General features: G+C 40.9%; 17 protein-coding genes. 3 read left to right on the forward strand and 14 right to left on the reverse strand.

Annotated features, from left to right (window positions below; all coding sequences use genetic code 11):
• Positions 1–89: 89 nt before the first annotated feature.
• The 8 genes from IKN49_00880 to IKN49_00915 form a co-directional block, all read right to left on the reverse strand.
• Positions 90–1,004 carry a hypothetical protein gene (locus tag IKN49_00880; GenBank protein MBR3631613.1) on the reverse strand — a complete coding sequence of 305 codons (915 nt, stop codon included), beginning with the start codon at positions 1,002–1,004 and terminating at the stop codon, positions 90–92.
• A 3-nt stretch (positions 1,005–1,007) separates the two neighbouring features.
• The gene (locus IKN49_00885; protein ID MBR3631614.1) at positions 1,008–1,376 is read right to left on the reverse strand and encodes a helix-turn-helix domain-containing protein; all 369 of its coding nucleotides are present in this window, start codon (positions 1,374–1,376) and stop codon (positions 1,008–1,010) included.
• A 443-nt stretch (positions 1,377–1,819) separates the two neighbouring features.
• Positions 1,820–2,380 carry a hypothetical protein gene (locus IKN49_00890; protein ID MBR3631615.1) on the reverse strand — a complete coding sequence of 187 codons (561 nt, stop codon included), beginning with the start codon at positions 2,378–2,380 and terminating at the stop codon, positions 1,820–1,822.
• Positions 2,381–2,442: 62 nt separating this feature from the next.
• On the reverse strand, positions 2,443–3,975 hold the full coding sequence (locus IKN49_00895; GenBank protein MBR3631616.1) for a hypothetical protein: 1,533 nt from the start codon (positions 3,973–3,975) through the stop codon (positions 2,443–2,445).
• Positions 3,923–4,717, reverse strand: coding sequence for a hypothetical protein (locus tag IKN49_00900; GenBank protein MBR3631617.1), 795 nt, complete (start codon positions 4,715–4,717; stop codon positions 3,923–3,925). Before IKN49_00900 ends, IKN49_00895 begins: the two co-directional genes overlap by 53 nt.
• A 69-nt stretch (positions 4,718–4,786) precedes the next feature.
• Positions 4,787–5,413: a hypothetical protein gene (locus IKN49_00905; GenBank protein ID MBR3631618.1), complete on the reverse strand. Its 627-nt coding sequence runs from the start codon at positions 5,411–5,413 to the stop codon at positions 4,787–4,789.
• Between the two features lie 9 nt (positions 5,414–5,422).
• Positions 5,423–5,698 (reverse strand): hypothetical protein, encoded by a 276-nt coding sequence (locus IKN49_00910; GenBank protein MBR3631619.1) that lies wholly within the window; start codon positions 5,696–5,698, stop codon positions 5,423–5,425.
• A 605-nt stretch (positions 5,699–6,303) separates the two neighbouring features.
• Entirely contained in the window at positions 6,304–7,686 is a 1,383-nt protein-coding gene (locus IKN49_00915; protein ID MBR3631620.1) for a competence/damage-inducible protein A, read from the reverse strand.
• A gap of 101 nt (positions 7,687–7,787) precedes the next feature.
• Here IKN49_00915 and IKN49_00920 point away from each other — a divergent pair, with 101 nt between their 5' ends.
• Together IKN49_00920 and IKN49_00925 are read left to right on the forward strand one after the other, a co-directional pair.
• Positions 7,788–8,225 (forward strand): DedA family protein, encoded by a 438-nt coding sequence (locus IKN49_00920; GenBank protein ID MBR3631621.1) that lies wholly within the window; start codon positions 7,788–7,790, stop codon positions 8,223–8,225.
• A gap of 323 nt (positions 8,226–8,548) precedes the next feature.
• Positions 8,549–9,100 carry a nitroreductase family protein gene (locus IKN49_00925; GenBank protein MBR3631622.1) on the forward strand — a complete coding sequence of 184 codons (552 nt, stop codon included), beginning with the start codon at positions 8,549–8,551 and terminating at the stop codon, positions 9,098–9,100.
• A 41-nt stretch (positions 9,101–9,141) separates the two neighbouring features.
• Here IKN49_00925 and IKN49_00930 read toward each other — a convergent pair whose 3' ends face one another.
• The gene (locus IKN49_00930; GenBank protein MBR3631623.1) at positions 9,142–10,338 is read right to left on the reverse strand and encodes a hypothetical protein; all 1,197 of its coding nucleotides are present in this window, start codon (positions 10,336–10,338) and stop codon (positions 9,142–9,144) included.
• Between the two features lie 155 nt (positions 10,339–10,493).
• Entirely contained in the window at positions 10,494–11,051 is a 558-nt protein-coding gene (locus tag IKN49_00935; protein ID MBR3631624.1) for a hypothetical protein, read from the reverse strand.
• A gap of 234 nt (positions 11,052–11,285) precedes the next feature.
• On the opposite strand from IKN49_00935, the gene IKN49_00940 reads away from it, so the two are divergent.
• Positions 11,286–12,302, forward strand: coding sequence for a squalene/phytoene synthase family protein (locus IKN49_00940; protein MBR3631625.1), 1,017 nt, complete (start codon positions 11,286–11,288; stop codon positions 12,300–12,302).
• Between the two features lie 301 nt (positions 12,303–12,603).
• On the opposite strand, the gene mscL is transcribed toward IKN49_00940, so the two are convergent.
• From mscL to prfB, 4 genes are read right to left on the reverse strand one after another with little or no spacing between them, the layout of a single operon-like run.
• Positions 12,604–13,065 (reverse strand): large conductance mechanosensitive channel protein MscL, encoded by a 462-nt coding sequence (mscL, locus tag IKN49_00945; protein MBR3631626.1) that lies wholly within the window; start codon positions 13,063–13,065, stop codon positions 12,604–12,606.
• Positions 13,062–13,784, reverse strand: a complete 723-nt coding sequence (locus tag IKN49_00950) for a coenzyme F420-0:L-glutamate ligase (GenBank protein MBR3631627.1) — start codon at positions 13,782–13,784, stop codon at positions 13,062–13,064. Before IKN49_00950 ends, mscL begins: the two co-directional genes overlap by 4 nt.
• A gap of 1 nt (position 13,785) precedes the next feature.
• Positions 13,786–14,895: a radical SAM family heme chaperone HemW gene (gene hemW, locus IKN49_00955; protein ID MBR3631628.1), complete on the reverse strand. Its 1,110-nt coding sequence runs from the start codon at positions 14,893–14,895 to the stop codon at positions 13,786–13,788.
• Entirely contained in the window at positions 14,892–16,007 is a 1,116-nt protein-coding gene (prfB, locus tag IKN49_00960; protein ID MBR3631629.1) for a peptide chain release factor 2, read from the reverse strand. The genes hemW and prfB overlap by 4 nt, the downstream gene beginning before the upstream one ends.
• Between the last annotated feature and the right edge of the window lie 3 nt (positions 16,008–16,010).

Here is a 16,010-nt window from a genome sequence, read left to right on the forward strand (position 1 = left end):
ATTTAGCAGCTCTCTTATATGGGACCTTACAAAAAGAACCCCTTTGGCAATATGCCAAAAGGGTTCATAAAACGTAAGTTTTTGCGTTACTATACAGGAGTTACGTCTATCAATCTAATGTGACGTTTATCAACCTCTATACGGAAATTAGCTTGACCGTACCCGTCCTTCTTGCATTGTTTATTAACTTTCTTTCTTATTTCACGTCCAAGCTCACGGATACGCTCTAAAGCGAATTCTATATCTTCTTCCCCTTTTCTGTTGGTATTATCTATTTCTAATTCTCTAATAATTTTATCGGTATCTGCCACACCATTTTTAGACGATACCAACATATCTAATAAGCGTTTCTGTTTATCTGAAGACCTATCAAATTCTATTGGGTGGCCTTGGCATTTCGCCTGAGTAGAATTCAACCGTACACGCCAACCAGTACGAACATGGGTTACTACATTATCCCATAAGGCAGAATCATCCACTTCCACTATAAAATATTTTTTACCTGTTGTATTATTTCCGAGACTCCCTCTGACTGGAAATCCATTATAACTGCATGCCATTACAAAGGATGCTGTATCCAATGGATAGGCATTGATTATACCGGAATTTATACGTTTACTAATATTTGTAAATTCAAAAGATATCTTGCGTTTGTGGCGACCCTGTATAGACACAATCCTTGTCAGGACTGCATCCATTTTTTCACAACCCAATACCACTTCATTACTAGAAACTTTATTCCTTCGATATAAGGAAAGGTATTTTTCAATGAGTCGTCGGAGCTTACTCTTATTTGTACATTTTAGTGTTATAGTATCTGCGTGGATGTTTTCTTTATCTGAGCATTGTACTAATACGCTAACTGTATGATGCTTAGCAAAAAATAAACTATGTTTCTTAAATATTTCTGTTGGAATCTGTACAGGTTTCTTTGCATTGTATAGCAACATCATTAATAACACATCTAAGGTAGCGTATTGTGGATTTAATTTATCTTGCAGCATGGTTTATTTACTCTGTTTACTAAAGTTAGATTGGCTCTTAACAACCTTCTTAAGAGTAGCTTTCTTAACTATCTTGGTCCGACTAGGTCTATTTGCTGTTCTATTCGGTTTTTTAGATGCTGTTTGCTGAGCCATTTTACCCCTTTCAATCGTTTTTGAAGATGTTGGGGTTATGCAGCTATGCTGAACAGCTATGGATTGTTGTGCAGCCTGATACGCATCCTGTAAGTATGCTTCAAAATCACTGTTTCGGATGCGTAGTTCTTTACCGAATTTATACGATTTCAGTTTACCTCGTTTAATTTCACGGTAAACCGTCATCTTGTTTACTTGCAAAATATGAGCTATTTGTTCTGATGTCAAAAATTTCATATTGTACAGTGTACTATATTTTGCTTTAGATTACAGTTATTTACCCATATACTAGCTAAATCCACTACTATTTTATAGGCCTTTGCTCGTATTAGATTAAATGGTTCTTTGTTACTATCCCGCATAATAGAACAACATGTTATGCGGGATGGCATAGATACCTATATTGGCCTATGCTTGAGTACCTTATCACAACATGTGTCTGTAACTTTGTAAATACTGTTTGTTGAGTTAAAAATAAGCCAACGCTTGCGTGTTGAGTTTTTCCGATAGATTCCCCACACTAATATACAACGATAGAGTGCCTCTCCAATATTAGCTGTTTCATTAGAAATTAGGAAATCCATTTTTTTATATTGGATAATATCCTATGTTTATCTCTCATCTGAAGAAAAATAATCCACACATATTCACAGTGGACAAACAATAGAACAATCTATATGTTAATTATTATTAAATTGCTTGTAAATGTTTGAGAGATCTTTTTTATACTGAGGTAAATCCTGAATTGTTTCAGAAAAGGCCTCTTGAACCGCGTTATTATAATCTGCTTCAGATACTTTTAATAACAAATAATAACGATAAAACATTTGATCCTGTTTGCTATGTTTAACTCGAATCTTTTGATAATAACTATCTTCTATATGAGTACCTGTAAGAATGAGTCCATCTACTTTCTCATAAAAAACATCTTGTATAGAATGATTTGAAATTATATGATTGCTTTGTATAGTTAAAACAAATTGGCTTTTAATGCGCGTACGGATTTGTTCAGCCATTGTCAAACGCCCACGAGTAGCAGCCAAACGACGTGCTTCTTCTATGCTATTAGCATTTTCCGCTATGGATCTGTAATACAACCAACCACCTCTCTGCAAAAAATCTTGTGTACTGCTTACCCAGGACGGTTGAGAGGCAGATGTATATTCAATCCTATATGTTGGTACTACTCTACACGCACTAACGCTCAATAATAAACACAAGAGTATTATAATTTTTGTCATAACAACAACTAATAGTTCTTAAAAAACCCTATCATGCATCCAATCTACTTCTTACTGCTTATTCAAATTCTTTGGGAGGTTGTATATTGTTTAATTTCTGGCAAATATTCTATCCATACATACAAATAAAGTGTTTTTTGCAATTTAGTTCCCGAATGTGTGAGACGAAAAGAAGACACCACTGCTTGCGGAGCACCTTTTTTGTTATCAATTTGGAAAAGTGGCTCAATAATAAACTGATTCTTTGTTTGATACAGCAATTTAGCCCGAGCAAGTCCAATATCTTCAAAATCAAACAGCAAGCGATAGGTTGTCTTTTCATAACTAATGTTCATTATAAAACACTGTTCATCTGCATTGATTTCGTCAATAGAAACCAAAGTAGCACGAGGACGATTAGCATGAGGGAAATAGTTCTGTTGCATTTTTTTCAATTTATTGACAAACGGAGTAATTGCTGTTTGTTTGGCTTGTAGTATTTGCTTTTCATTATTGGCAATTGCTGCTTGTTTCTCACTGTCCAACAGTGCTAAACGAGTTGATTTTTTAGTCTCAAAATTTGCTTTATCTTGTCGATACTGCTCTACACGAAGATTATAGTTGTCCGTAGTTTCCCAAGCATCTTTTATAGGTTTTTCTCGTTTTGTAAATTGTTCATTACGAATAGTATTTTCCTGTTGTTTATAACCTTGAACTAGGTTTCTATTAGCATTAGTTTGTAAAATGTTAAACTTTTGAGTCAGATCACCAATTTCTTGTTGTATATTTTGGGCCTCCTGCACAGCTTGTTGAATAGAAATTTGATCTGCAAGCAGTATTTGATATGAACTCATTTGAGCTTGGTGTTCTAATTGTTTAATTTGCGCCTGGTTTTCTAACTCTGCTTTTTTTAGTTCATCTTTCTCTTTGGCAATTTGTTGTTGACGAATCAAATTATCTTTCTCCATTTGTTGCTGCATCTGCTGTATCTGTTGTTGGCGCTTGACCTCTTGTTCTTGTTGTGATCTTTCTGCCATAGCTAACTCTTCTTTAGCCTGAAGCGCCATCTTGTTATACTCAAGCGCTCTTTGCTTTTGTATCTCTACTTGATGTTTGGCGGCTATAGATAGTTCTTCATCAAATTGTTGTTTATTAGCAGTACGTAATTTTTCTTCTAATTGTAAATTTTCTTTGCGCAATCGTTCTATTTCATCTTTATATGTATGATCTTGCTTAATTTTTGTCAAAAAAGCACTTACACTCTCCGTATCTACTCTCACATTTAACTTCATATATACGTATTGTTGTCCATTTTCGGTATATGTTTTTACTTTTTCCTTCTTAATTTTTGAAATAGAACCCGCAATATTAGTAATTTCTTCTTTAGTAATATTGCCTTCTTGTATATGCATTTCTGATTTGATAAAAATGCCTGCTTCTTCTGTAGCTTCACGAGTTAGTTTTTGCGTTAAATAGGCAATTACCTGGTCTTGTGATTGGTTAGATGGCACAATATGAGTTCCTTCTTTTGTAAAAGAAACTGCTTTTGCCTGAATGAAAAGGCTACAACTTATCAGACAGATACTTATGAAGAAAATTCGTTTGTTGTATTTCATCTCTTGATCTCCAATTGCTCTCCAATAAATTACTTTTGGTGTTGTCCTTTTTTTTACGTGTAGTATTTTCTTTTTGTAGTTTTCCTTTTAACACGATAACACGGCCTTTTGCATCAATAGAACTAGTATGTACAGCATTATCTGAAGTCCAGACCACCTTCCTTTGTCCAGATTTAAATGGTTTTTCATAAGCAATAGACTTCACGTGATTATCAGGGAAAATAAAAACTACTGGCACAGTGTCTACAATACTAGAAGAAGTCAGCCTGTATGAAAAAACACCTTCTTCATCCGTAACAATTTTACGTGATCCAAGAGCAGACTGAACATTAAAACGATAGTGAGCAAGTGGCTTATTTTCAGCATCAACTAACTTACCGTTAAGCACCAGCATTGCATCATAAGAAACAGTCTTCGTAGCAGTATGAGCAAACGGTGCTATAAAAATAGTAGTGAATAAATCAAAACCTAGCGGAATGCCCCAGAGCATAAAGATCGTCGCCAGGAATCCAGGATCCCCATTAGCAGCACCACGAACAAATGGAAATACCCATTTTTCCCCTGTGGATTCGCGAATTGTAGTATGTATTTCGTGTGCTTTATAAGACACAATGGGAGTAGCAGGAACCCCTTCAGTATGGTAGTCCACAAAAGTCTTTTTTCTTACCGTAGTCATATTGCAACTACAGAGCATGGCAACTGCCAAAAAGATAATACAATTTTGTTTAACTAAATGAGACATATGACCCAAATAAAGCTATCAATACTATATCAAAGAGAGGGACCACGGTCCCTCTCCTGACAAACTGAATTACTGTGCTTGTTCTTGCTGTTTCCAAAAACGAGCTTCCGTTTCAGCAGCCAACTGTTTGGCACTTTTATTGGCTGATACCTGTGCTTTAGTATCACTAAATGCGGCACGTACCAGTTTATTATAATCTGCTTTACTAATAGAAGCTAATATATACGCACGGTAATACATTCGTTCGCTCATATCACTCGTTTCCAGCAAATGCTGTAAATAGGATTCTCTTACCTGTACGCCACTCAATGTTAAATTATCCACAGCAGAAAAGAATACATCTTTTAAATAACCACCAGTAGTTTCATCATAAGCTCCTGATTCCATGGCACGAGAAAATTCATTACGCACCACATTTTTTACTTGTTCTGCAATGCTTACGCGAGCGGAAGCAGATGCGGCTCTTTTAGCAGCTTCCAGATTAGTATATCCTTCCGCTGTACCGCGGTAATAATACTGACCGCCTTTTTCCCAGAATTCCTGTGTACTATTGACCCAATCGGGGGTAGAAGTCGCTGGAATCGTTTCCAACACTTTTACACTCAATTGGGGAGTTTTTACTACGTTTTTAGAGTTGCAAGCTGTCATTAGACCTAACCCAGCCAGCAATATTCCAAACATCAAGCTTCTTTTCATATACACTCCTTATTGTTTATTTAAGTAATTTATAATTTTCCGTAACGGGATATATTTTGTCATTCCTGTAGTGTCATTTTTATTTGAATAGGGATAATCAATAGACCAAATATGATTTGGGTCTTCTTTCTTCTTGTCCTCATTTTCCTGTTTATGCTTTTCACATAACAAAGGACAAGTATAGTCAATCTCTACGAACATCTGATGAGTATCTTCATAATACTTTGTCAGCAAGACCAAATAGTCCGCTTGGTTGTTACAGCTCTTCTCTGAGCATTTACACATAATACCTCCTTATTACATTTAGTTGTTACAATAATTTCTCTTTCATCATAAATTTACCGACAAAAAAGCGGCAACTTTATTTAAGAGCTGTTAGCACTGACCCCTAAATAATAATCGCCGCTTGCCTACCCCATATTTCATGGGGTAGGCACAAAAGCAGACGATTATTTGATGAGTGCTAACATGCTTCAGAAGAGAATTTCCCTTCTTTGCTCGGTGTGGGCTTGTCCCACACTTCAACAAATAATCTTCACAAATTGTATGTGCTACTTTTTAATTTTGTTCTGGCTCCTTCTGTTAACTTTTCTTTATTGTACTATATTACAAATAGAATGCGTGAGTGTTATTTAATTCCCCTGCAAATCAGCTATTTTGAAAAAATAGATACTGCGTATAAGGCATCTGGTTCGCGGTTTTTGTCATAAATACTGCTTTGGCTATGGATTGGAAGTGGCGAAATGTGGCGGAATAAAGAATACTGGCAGCTCTTATTTACCAAATCTAACAGGCCTTGGTGGGCCAGATTTGGTTATAGGTATGCTGCCAGTACAGTTCGTATATTATTATGTAGCGTAACTTTAATGATAGTTTACTGGTTAATTAAATCACTTATTACAGATTTCATTATAATCCAAACCTATTGTACTTGGAGCGACATCATAAGTACGGTCTAGGTCGTCCAAACAGACGGAAAGAACTTCCTCGTTTTCCATTACATAGGTTAGCAGTTCCGAATCCTTTTGACCCTTTTTCATGTCCATCTGAATACTTTCCACCAACCACTGTAATGCTTGTAATGATGCTTTGGCTATATTTCGTTCCCGTGTAGCGGAGAAATGAAATTCTTGGGCTTGTGTTCCGTGGGGCCCTGACACTGCAATCCATACCGTACCGACCGGTTTTTGTGCACTTCCGCCCGTAGGGCCTGCAATGCCCGTAGTGGCCACGGCCCAATCGGCTCCCGTTAAACGTTTCACTCCTTGCGCCATTTGTTTGGCGACGGGCTCGCTCACGGCCCCGTAGTGTTCTAAATCTGTTGCGCTCACTCCCAGTCCCTTGTTTTTCAGTTCATTAGAATAAGCCACCACTCCGCCTAAAAAATAATTCGACGCACCGGGACGGCGGGTAATTAAACGAGCGATATTTCCTCCGGTGCAACTTTCGGCGCAAGCAACACTCACGCCGGCTTGTGCTAGAGTTTGTAGTAAAAGATCTTCCACGGGCTCTTCACCGGCTAAAACTGTATATCCCTGCAAAGAGGTTTCTAATTGTTTACTGAAAATAGTCAACTGCTCGGCCGCCTGTTCCCCTTTGGCTGTTAAGCGCAGCCGTACATAACCGGGCGAGGGCAAATAAGCCAGCCCTACTTCAGACGGTAAATTTTCCTCAAAAGAACGCAAATGCAAGGCCAGTTCCGCCTCCGGTATTTGCAACACCGTCCACATATTGTACCTTACCAAATCAGCCCCCAAGCGCGCCGTTAAACGGGGAAGGATTTCTCGCTCCACCAAATACTCTGCCTCAAAGGGAACGCCGGGAATAGAAACAACAATTTTCCCGTCCTGCTCAAACCACATGCCGCTGGCTGTCCCCTTGGGGTTGGGCAATACTTCACACTTTTCCGGCAAATACGCTTGACTCTTGTTATATTCATTCATTTGTGCACGCGGATAATGCGATAAAAACTCCTCCACGCGCTTATAGGCTGCTTGATTAAATACCAGTTTCGTATGGAAATAATCAGCTAATGTTTTTTTGGTCACGTCGTCTTTGGTAGGGCCCAAACCGCCGGTTATCACTACTACATCGGCCTGATGCAACGCCTGATCCAAAGACTCAACAATGGCAGACGGCTTATCGGAAATACTCTCTGTACGCAGGGTATCCACTCCGATGCGGGCCAGTTGGTCCGTAATAAAACGGGAATTAGTATTTAAAATTTGTCCCAGCAGGATTTCATCCCCAATCGTAATTACAATGGCTTTCATACGTTTATTGTAGCATTTGCACCGGTAATCGCCAACAACCCTTTTCTAACTGTTTTTTGTCCTTGGAAAAGCACAACTGATTTGGCATACTAGTTTTAATTATGGCCCAATTACATGAACTAATCATTTTATTTTTTGTGGCGGTATTTTCAGCCTCTGTGTTGCCATCGCAGGCGGAACTGGTTTTATTTGCCTTTTTGGCCATTGGCAAAGAAAGTGCTCTGCTACTCATCGTAGCCGCCACCGCCGGCAATACATTGGGAAGTTTAGCCAACTATTACCTCGGACGTTCTATTCTGCACTGGCAGGATAGGAAATGGTTTCCCTTTAAGCCAAAATACATGCGTAAGCCACGCGCACTCTTTGAAAAACACGGACATATTACTTTACTACTGGCCGGGGTACCGTTTATCGGCAATCCCATTACCGTGACTGCGGGCATGTTGCAAGTGCCCCTGTGCATCTTTATTCCCTTGGTAGCGGCGGGAAAAGGCTTGCGCTACATACTGGTATGGTTGATTTATGTGGGAATGCGCTGAGGGCTATTTAGACCGATTCTTTTTTAGAAGTAATTCTTTCCCCGCGCAGATTGAATTTGGAAAAAACGAAATAATTTTCCATTTTTTAGACTGAAAATAGTGTATTACACTTGAAGCCGCTAAAGAAGCCGCGGCCTTTTTATCACATTTTTCCCCTGTTTTAGGATGTTGATTTTTCTTCATTTTTCCCCCCGGAAATGAAATAATCAAACCTTCTGATAATCTAATTATTAAACATTAATTTTTACATATAAAAACATTATATAATATCTATCACAAACTCGGATATATTTTGCTAATATAAATACAAAATAGGAGCAGATATGGAACTGGAACACGCAATTCGTACACGCCGCAGCGTGCGAAAATTTTTAGACCAACCCGTAGAGCGGGAAAAACTCAATGCCTGCTTGGAAGCCGCCCGTTTGGCTCCCTCGGCCTGCAATTCGCAACCGTGGCATTATTTAGTGATAGACGATCCGAAAGTAAAAGAGGCTTTTTGCAAAGAGGCTTTTAGCGGGGTGTACAATCTAACGCAATGGGCCGCCGCCGCGCCTGTGCTAGTAGTTGTTATATCCGATAAAGGAAATTTTACCAGTCGAATCGGCAATTATTTTCGCCGTACGGAATTTTACTTGGTAGACCAAGGTATTTCCGGCGAACATTTTGTTTTGCGTGCTCACGAATTGGGACTGGGCACTTGTTGGATTGGCTGGTTAAATTCTGCCAAAGCGGAAAAGTTTTTTCACCTTCCCAAAGGAAAAAAGATAGAGCATCTAATTGCCGTAGGGTATCCGGCCCCCTCTGCCGCGGACGACAAACCGCATCCGCGAAAGAAACTCGAAGAAATGTCTAGTTACAACGAATATAAATAAATGATAATCCCCGTCCTATGACGGGGATTTAAAATTTAGCATCAGTTTATGATTTTCTCTTCAAACCATTTCACAATCCAATCCGGTTTGTAGTCAATAATTTTTTTGTTGTGGCGAGTATAACTTTCCGGTGGCGCAAAAATTTGCTTTTCACGCGGCAAATGCGGATAAAGATGATTGGTTACCACTTCTATATTGGGATACCACAAGTTGTGCACCTTGGGATCAATCCAATGCTGTAAGCCCAAATTACGTAGCCCCAGCCCCGCCGAAGCCGCCCAAAAAACAGAATTTACCGCTATCACATAGAGCGCATACTTTTCCTTTAACAAAGATAGTAAATGCCACGTATCATTAATTGCCAATTTTTTAATGTCTAATTCCAGGTAATCCGGATGCGCCAGCGGCCCGCCTTTGGTAACACTTAACACTAGATAATTGAGCGCGGTTAACTGTTGCACCAAAGCAGTCATGTGCGGATAAGTGTAATTAGATCCGCGGGAATCCAGCTGTAAAAAGATAATTCCTTTTTTAGTCGCTGCTTTGGAAGAAATTTGTTGTAGATATTCTTGAACGGCCGGAGCCGGTTCTGCCGGGAAATACATGACAGGAGCGGGCACTTGCGCCGGAACCGGTAAATTAAATGTTTCAAACAAACTGCTGACGCGGTGCGGCACCTTTATACTGTAATCGTAATACACCGGCATCACCAAAAATCCTTCCGGAATTTGCGGCAAGGCAGTCGTATAATCATAATTTTTCCAAATCAACGGATGGCGAAACCCCTCAAAGTAAAACACTTTTTCAAAGTTAGGATTTCCTTCTAATAATTTGCCCACCAGCGGTGAATTGTTGCGGTCAAATTGAGCACCCACATATCCATAAAAAGCCAACGAAGGAAACTTTTGTTTTAAGGCGGCCAGCACGGGAGTCGTGTACAAATAATCTCCAATCCCCATAAAAAAGATAAAAGCAATCCCTTTTATTTTTGGATTTACTGCCAGAGCCTTTTCGATATCATAATACACATGTTCCCGCCGATATAATGGCCGGCAAATGCGGTACCAATTTTTATCTATGGGCAAGGTTTCCGTCGGAGAAGCAGACGTTTGTTTTTGGTCAAATTGATACCAAACAGGCGTGGGGACTTTTCCCAGTCCGAACATTTGATGCCCCGCCCAACGCAACATTTCATAAGCCACGCATAACGGACGATGTGTATAAAGAAAATGTTTCATGTCTTTAGTGTAGCAAATCTGTTGCAACAGCTGCAGTAGGTTATACTGTAAATACTGCATGATACAAAGACAATCTTGTTCCCTGAGAACAGAAAGAATAAAAAAGCACAAAAAAGACCGCTCGTAAGCGGTCTTTTTATTTCAACATTCAAGACTTACTTGAAAGGTTGACTGCTGGGGTAACTCATACGTTGGTTATATGACTCCCAAGATTCGCCATCCATGGGTCCGGGAAGTAAATAGCTCCAGAAACTTTTTTTCTTTTTCGATTTTGTTTCCGTTGATTTTTTGGCTTTCGGTTTAGCCGCAGTTTGTTTGCAAGCGGGCTCCGCTTGGCCGTTTAGTACTTCTGCGGTTCTATCACTCAAAGCGAGTATTTTACCCTCTTTTCCATAATAGCAGAGAGGGAGTTGGACCTCTGCTTGCTGAGCCGGTTTGGCTTGTTGGGCAGCAGCCTCTTTGGGTTGTTGCTGTTGAGCTTGTTGAGCTTGCTGAGCTTGCTGAGCCTTTTGTTGTTGGGCGCGCAATTGAGCAATGCGTTGCTTTTGCGCTTCTTTTTCTACCTGTTGCATAGCTGCTTTAGTACGCATCTCTAACAAATACTCTTCGCCATAGCCGTTAATATCGCGAACAGTACCCCATCCTAGCGCCTGAGCCGCCGCTGCGGCCGTTGCAACTACTGTTGCACTGATAAGTATGTTCTTTATGTTCATGTTCTTTTCTCCGTTTTTATTCAAATTAAAAACCCCACATTCTTTTTAAATGTGGGGTAAATAAATTCAAAATCTAATTTTTAACTATTTACACCCACCAACAAGTCCGGTCCCTTCACACATTACGGCAAAGGAATTAATTGCTACTACCATGGACAAGTTAGGAGTATAAATTGCTTTCATATAAGAAAGTATAGCACACATTTGTATTTCGTGTCAATAAAATTTTATACTATGGATATTATGACGGATCTAAACGACTTACTCAAACACACTTCCCGCAGTTTATATCTCAGTGCACGGTTATTGCCGCGCTCGGTGCGGGATGCGTTTTGTGTAGCTTATTTGTTGTGCCGTTACGCCGACAGTATCGCAGACACTTCTTTAATTGAACCGGCTAAACGCCTTACTTGGATACAACAATTTCCTACGCTTATTTTGCAACCGCAACCTCAAAAAGTACAAACGCTCATTGACGATATTTCTTCTTCAGCATCTACGATGTATGAAGAAAAATTACTGCGTCATTTTATAGACTGTGTTGCCGAATTTAAGAAATTAGACAACTGGAAAAAAGAACTTATCTTGACCGTAGTACAGGCCGTATGTGCGGGCATGAAAATTGACTTGCAAACATTTCCCGCCGAAAACTCAGGCGGCGTAGCCGCTTTCCAAACACAACAAGAATTGGAACACTACTGTCATTTAATGGGAGGCGCACCCGGAATATTTTGGAGTGAATTGTTGGCGCATACGGTTAAGCTAAAATCCGATACTGCTTCTTTCCTAAAACTGGGCGAACAAATCGGAGATGCTTTACAGATTGTAAACATTTTGCGAGATTTACCGCGCGATCTACGTATCGGACGTTGCTATTTTCCGCAAGCGGATTTACAAACCGCCTCGCTAAGCGCGCAAGATTTATTCGCCGCATCCAGTAGTTCCCGTTTTGAACCTATTAAACAAAAATGGATTGCCTGGGGGCGAGAAAAACTCTCCGCCGCTCACGAGTATTTGGCATCTATTCCCAAAACGCAACCCCGTCATCGGGCGGCCGTTGCATGGCCGGTATTGTGGGCGGCCGACACACTTAATAAATTAGAACAAGAAAAAAATTTATTAGACACAACCGTCCGCGTTAAAATCCCCCGTTCGCGTATATACGGCACCATGCTCGCCACCCCCCCTGTACTTTTTAGTAATTTTTTATTTTCAAGTTGGCTCCGGACTAAGATTCCCAACGAGAAATAAAATTTCAAAAATACCCCTTGAAATTTTTCAAAATCCGATTATATTAGTAGTACGAAGTACCGCTGGAAAGCATGATGCTGTTGGCTGCAGTTGCTGGTGACACGGCGTGTTGCCCGATTGTGCGAAGGCCCGAGTACATAGCCCCGGCGGGAAAGAGGAACAGGGTCATGAAAATGACATATATGAGCTAAACCCCCGAAACATAATTGCGGGGGTTTTTTATGGCTTGCAAATGCAGTTTATTTTCTTTCAAAAAAGCGCACTACCCTCAGGTGGTGCGCTTTTCGGTAAATCAGTACGCTTATTTCAATTCAGAAGTACAATGCGGACATTTTGTTGCTTCCAAAGCAATTTCGCTGCAGCAATAAGGACATTTCTTGGTCGTTACCGGAGCAGGAGCTTCTTCTTTGGGAGCATTGAGTTTGTTAATGGCTTTGATTAACAAAAACACACAGAATGCCACAATCACAAAACTGATGACTGCGTTTAAGAAAAGACCTAAATTTAAGGTAGTGGCACCGGCGGCTTGCGCTTCTGCCATGGTGGCATAATGAGCGGCCCCGTTGGCGCCATCTTTGATTACCACGAACCAGTTGGAAAAATCTACTTTTCCCAGCAGTAACCCTAATGGCGGCATTAAAATGTCTGCTACCATTGAGTTCACAATTTTTGTGAACGCACCGCCGATAATGATACCGACAGCCATATCAATTACGTTTCCGCGCATGATGAATTTCTTAAACTCACCAATCATACTTTTCATGCTTTTTTCTCCTTTTGTATAAGTCCGGCCGCTTGAAGTAACGGCGCATACAAATCTTGTTCCGGCGGATATTTCAGTTCCGACGGGTTTGTGTGGTCTGTAAAGTCCACCTTGGCCCCCGTAATAACTGCTAGCGGCGTTTGCTCGTCCCGTTCCCCCATGGTCACGGCTGCGGCTGCAGCCAGTCCGTCTGCCAAATTGACGAGTGTGGTCTGAAGCGGTTTTCCAAAAATATCTTTTTTGCCGCGCTCATCGCGCACACCCTTAAATCCGCTATAAGCCACCGCCGCCCCGATAACACCTGAACGCAAGGGCAAAATCATACTATCGGTAACAAGCACTCCCAGTTGTTTCACCCCATAGTGTTTACAAAGAGCTTGGCGCAACTGGGCCGCACAACCGTATAGATCCGGCGGCAACCAAAGCAAATATCCGTTGGCATTGGATTCATCTACCCCGCCGTTGGTCATGATCATACCGTTTTTGATGGTTAACCAAGCTAGTTTAGTGGGCAATACGCTCTCACTTTCTCGGCGGATTAAATCTATTTTTTGAGAGGCGTTTTCGTATTTTACCGCACAGCCCTTCCACAAACAGAACAGTTTGGAAGAAACCACTACAATATCTTTTTCCGCTACTTGCGAAATATGCCGACCGATAAAGTTCGGCAAATCCTCATTTAGTTGAAAAATAGCGGTACGATACGGTGTAATATGCATATTACGCAAAAGGGCCCACAAACGCCATAAATGCCTGATTGGCCAAGAACATCCCTTCAAAAGTTAATTTTAGTAAATCTGCTTTTTGCTCTACAAGTCCAAGGCGTAGCAAATCCGCTATTTCCGCAGAAAACAATTGCTGTTGCCGGGCAGACAGCCGCACTCCGCCCAACAAACGTAAACCCAACATAATCGTTTCCCCTTCTTTTGCTTTACCGGTTAATTCTTCCGAAAAATCTACCGGCGATTGCTGGGTCTGCATTCGGCGGATATATTCCAATACGGCGGGGCTATTGCTGCGGCGCGCCCCCCGTTGATACGAGGCCGCCGCACTTCCCAACCCCAGATATTCTCCGTTGCGCCAATAATTGATATTGTGCTTACTTTCATATCCGGGCCGCGCAAAATTGGAAATTTCATAATGCGTATATCCGGCTTCTTCCAACATAAAATGCGTTTGTTCCCATTCACGGCGAATGAGATCTTCGTCTGCTTGTACTCCTTGCCGGTAAAAAGGAGTGCCTTCCTCCACTTGTAAAGCATATACGGAAATATGTTGCGGAGCTAAAGAAATTACTTTTTTTAGACCGGTTAAAAATTGAGTTTCGCTGTGACCGGGTAACCCGGCAATTAAATCCACATTGATATTTTGAAAGCCGGTTTTACGAGCCTGCTCATAAGCAGATAAAAACATCTCCGCTGTATGTATCCTGCCAATACGTTTCAGAACCGAATTGTCCAAACTTTGTAGTCCGATACTCAATCGGTTAAAACCTTGCTGATGCAAAAAATGCAATTTTTCAACGGACAAACTTTCAGGATTAGCTTCTAAAGTACTTTCGGAAAAAGAAGAAATTGGGCCGAAATTAGCACTCACCACCCCACACAATTTTTCCAATTGTTCCACGGAGAGTAAACTGGGAGTACCTCCTCCCACGTATAAAGTGTCAAAACGATATTTTTTGTAGGATTGTGCTTCCAAAGCCAATGCACTTAAATAGGTGTCTATATGTTCTTGTATTCCGGCAAAAGAAGCAAAGTCACAGTACTGACATTTTTGACGACAAAAAGGAAGGTGTAAATAAAGACCGCCGCAAGTTATTTCGCTCATGCTTTTCGTTCTGCTTCATGGCGCAGATAAGCAAAGATAAACGGGTCCAAATCCCCATCCATCACGGCAGTAATTTGAGAACTTTCATAGTTACTGCGCAAATCTTTTACCAACTGATATGGCATAAATACATAGGAACGGATTTGATGTCCCCACGCAATTTCTCCCTTTTGGCCATAACGTTTTTCTGCCTCGGCACGTTTTTTATCCAGCTCCATTTCATACAAACGGGCTTTGAGCATTTTCATGGCTGTTTGGCGGTTTTGCAATTGGCTTCTTTCAATACGACAGGAAACGACAATCCCCGTTGGTTTATGCAGTAAGCGCACCGCACTTTCCACCTTATTTACGTTTTGCCCGCCATGACCGCCGGCGCGGGAGGTTTCTAGCTCAATATCACTTTCCGGAATTTCAATATTAATTTCTTCATCAATATCCGGTAACACATCCACCGAAGCAAAAGAAGTATGGCGCCGGGCATTGGCATCAAACGGAGAAACCCGCACCAACCGGTGCACGCCGTTTTCTCCCTTCAAATATCCATACGCATAAGCCCCTTCAATCATCAGGGAAGCATTTTTAATGCCGGCTTCTTCCCCGGGCAAAGTATCCAAAACAGATACTTTCATACCATGCTGTTCGGCCCAACGGGTGTACATCCGCAGCAACATTTGCGCCCAATCACACGATTCTGTGCCGCCTGCACCGGCATGAATGGTTAAAATAGCACGCAGTTTATCATGCGGATCGGAAAGTGTAATTTCAAATTCTTTTTTCTCTACTTGCTTGGTCAGCTCTGTCAACGATTCCTGCAATACAGGCAGTTCGCTTTCTGCCTGCATTTCCCGTGCCAACTCATATAAAGTCTGGGCATCTTCCCATTGTTTTTTAAGGGAAGCATAGGTGTCTAAAGCAGTTTTCAAACTATCTATTTTTTGAGTAACCGTTTTGGCTTTATTCTGATCGTTCCAAAAAGAAGGATCCGCCGCCACTTTTTCTTGTGCGGCCAACTCTTGCTCTTTGGCAGGAATATTTTCCATGCTGGCAATTTTTTGGATACGGCCTTCTAAATCCGACAACAAATTTTCAATATCCTTAAATTCTATGTTCATAAA

Source organism: Elusimicrobiaceae bacterium (genome assembly GCA_017528825.1).
Lineage (GTDB): Bacteria > Elusimicrobiota > Elusimicrobia > Elusimicrobiales > Elusimicrobiaceae > Avelusimicrobium.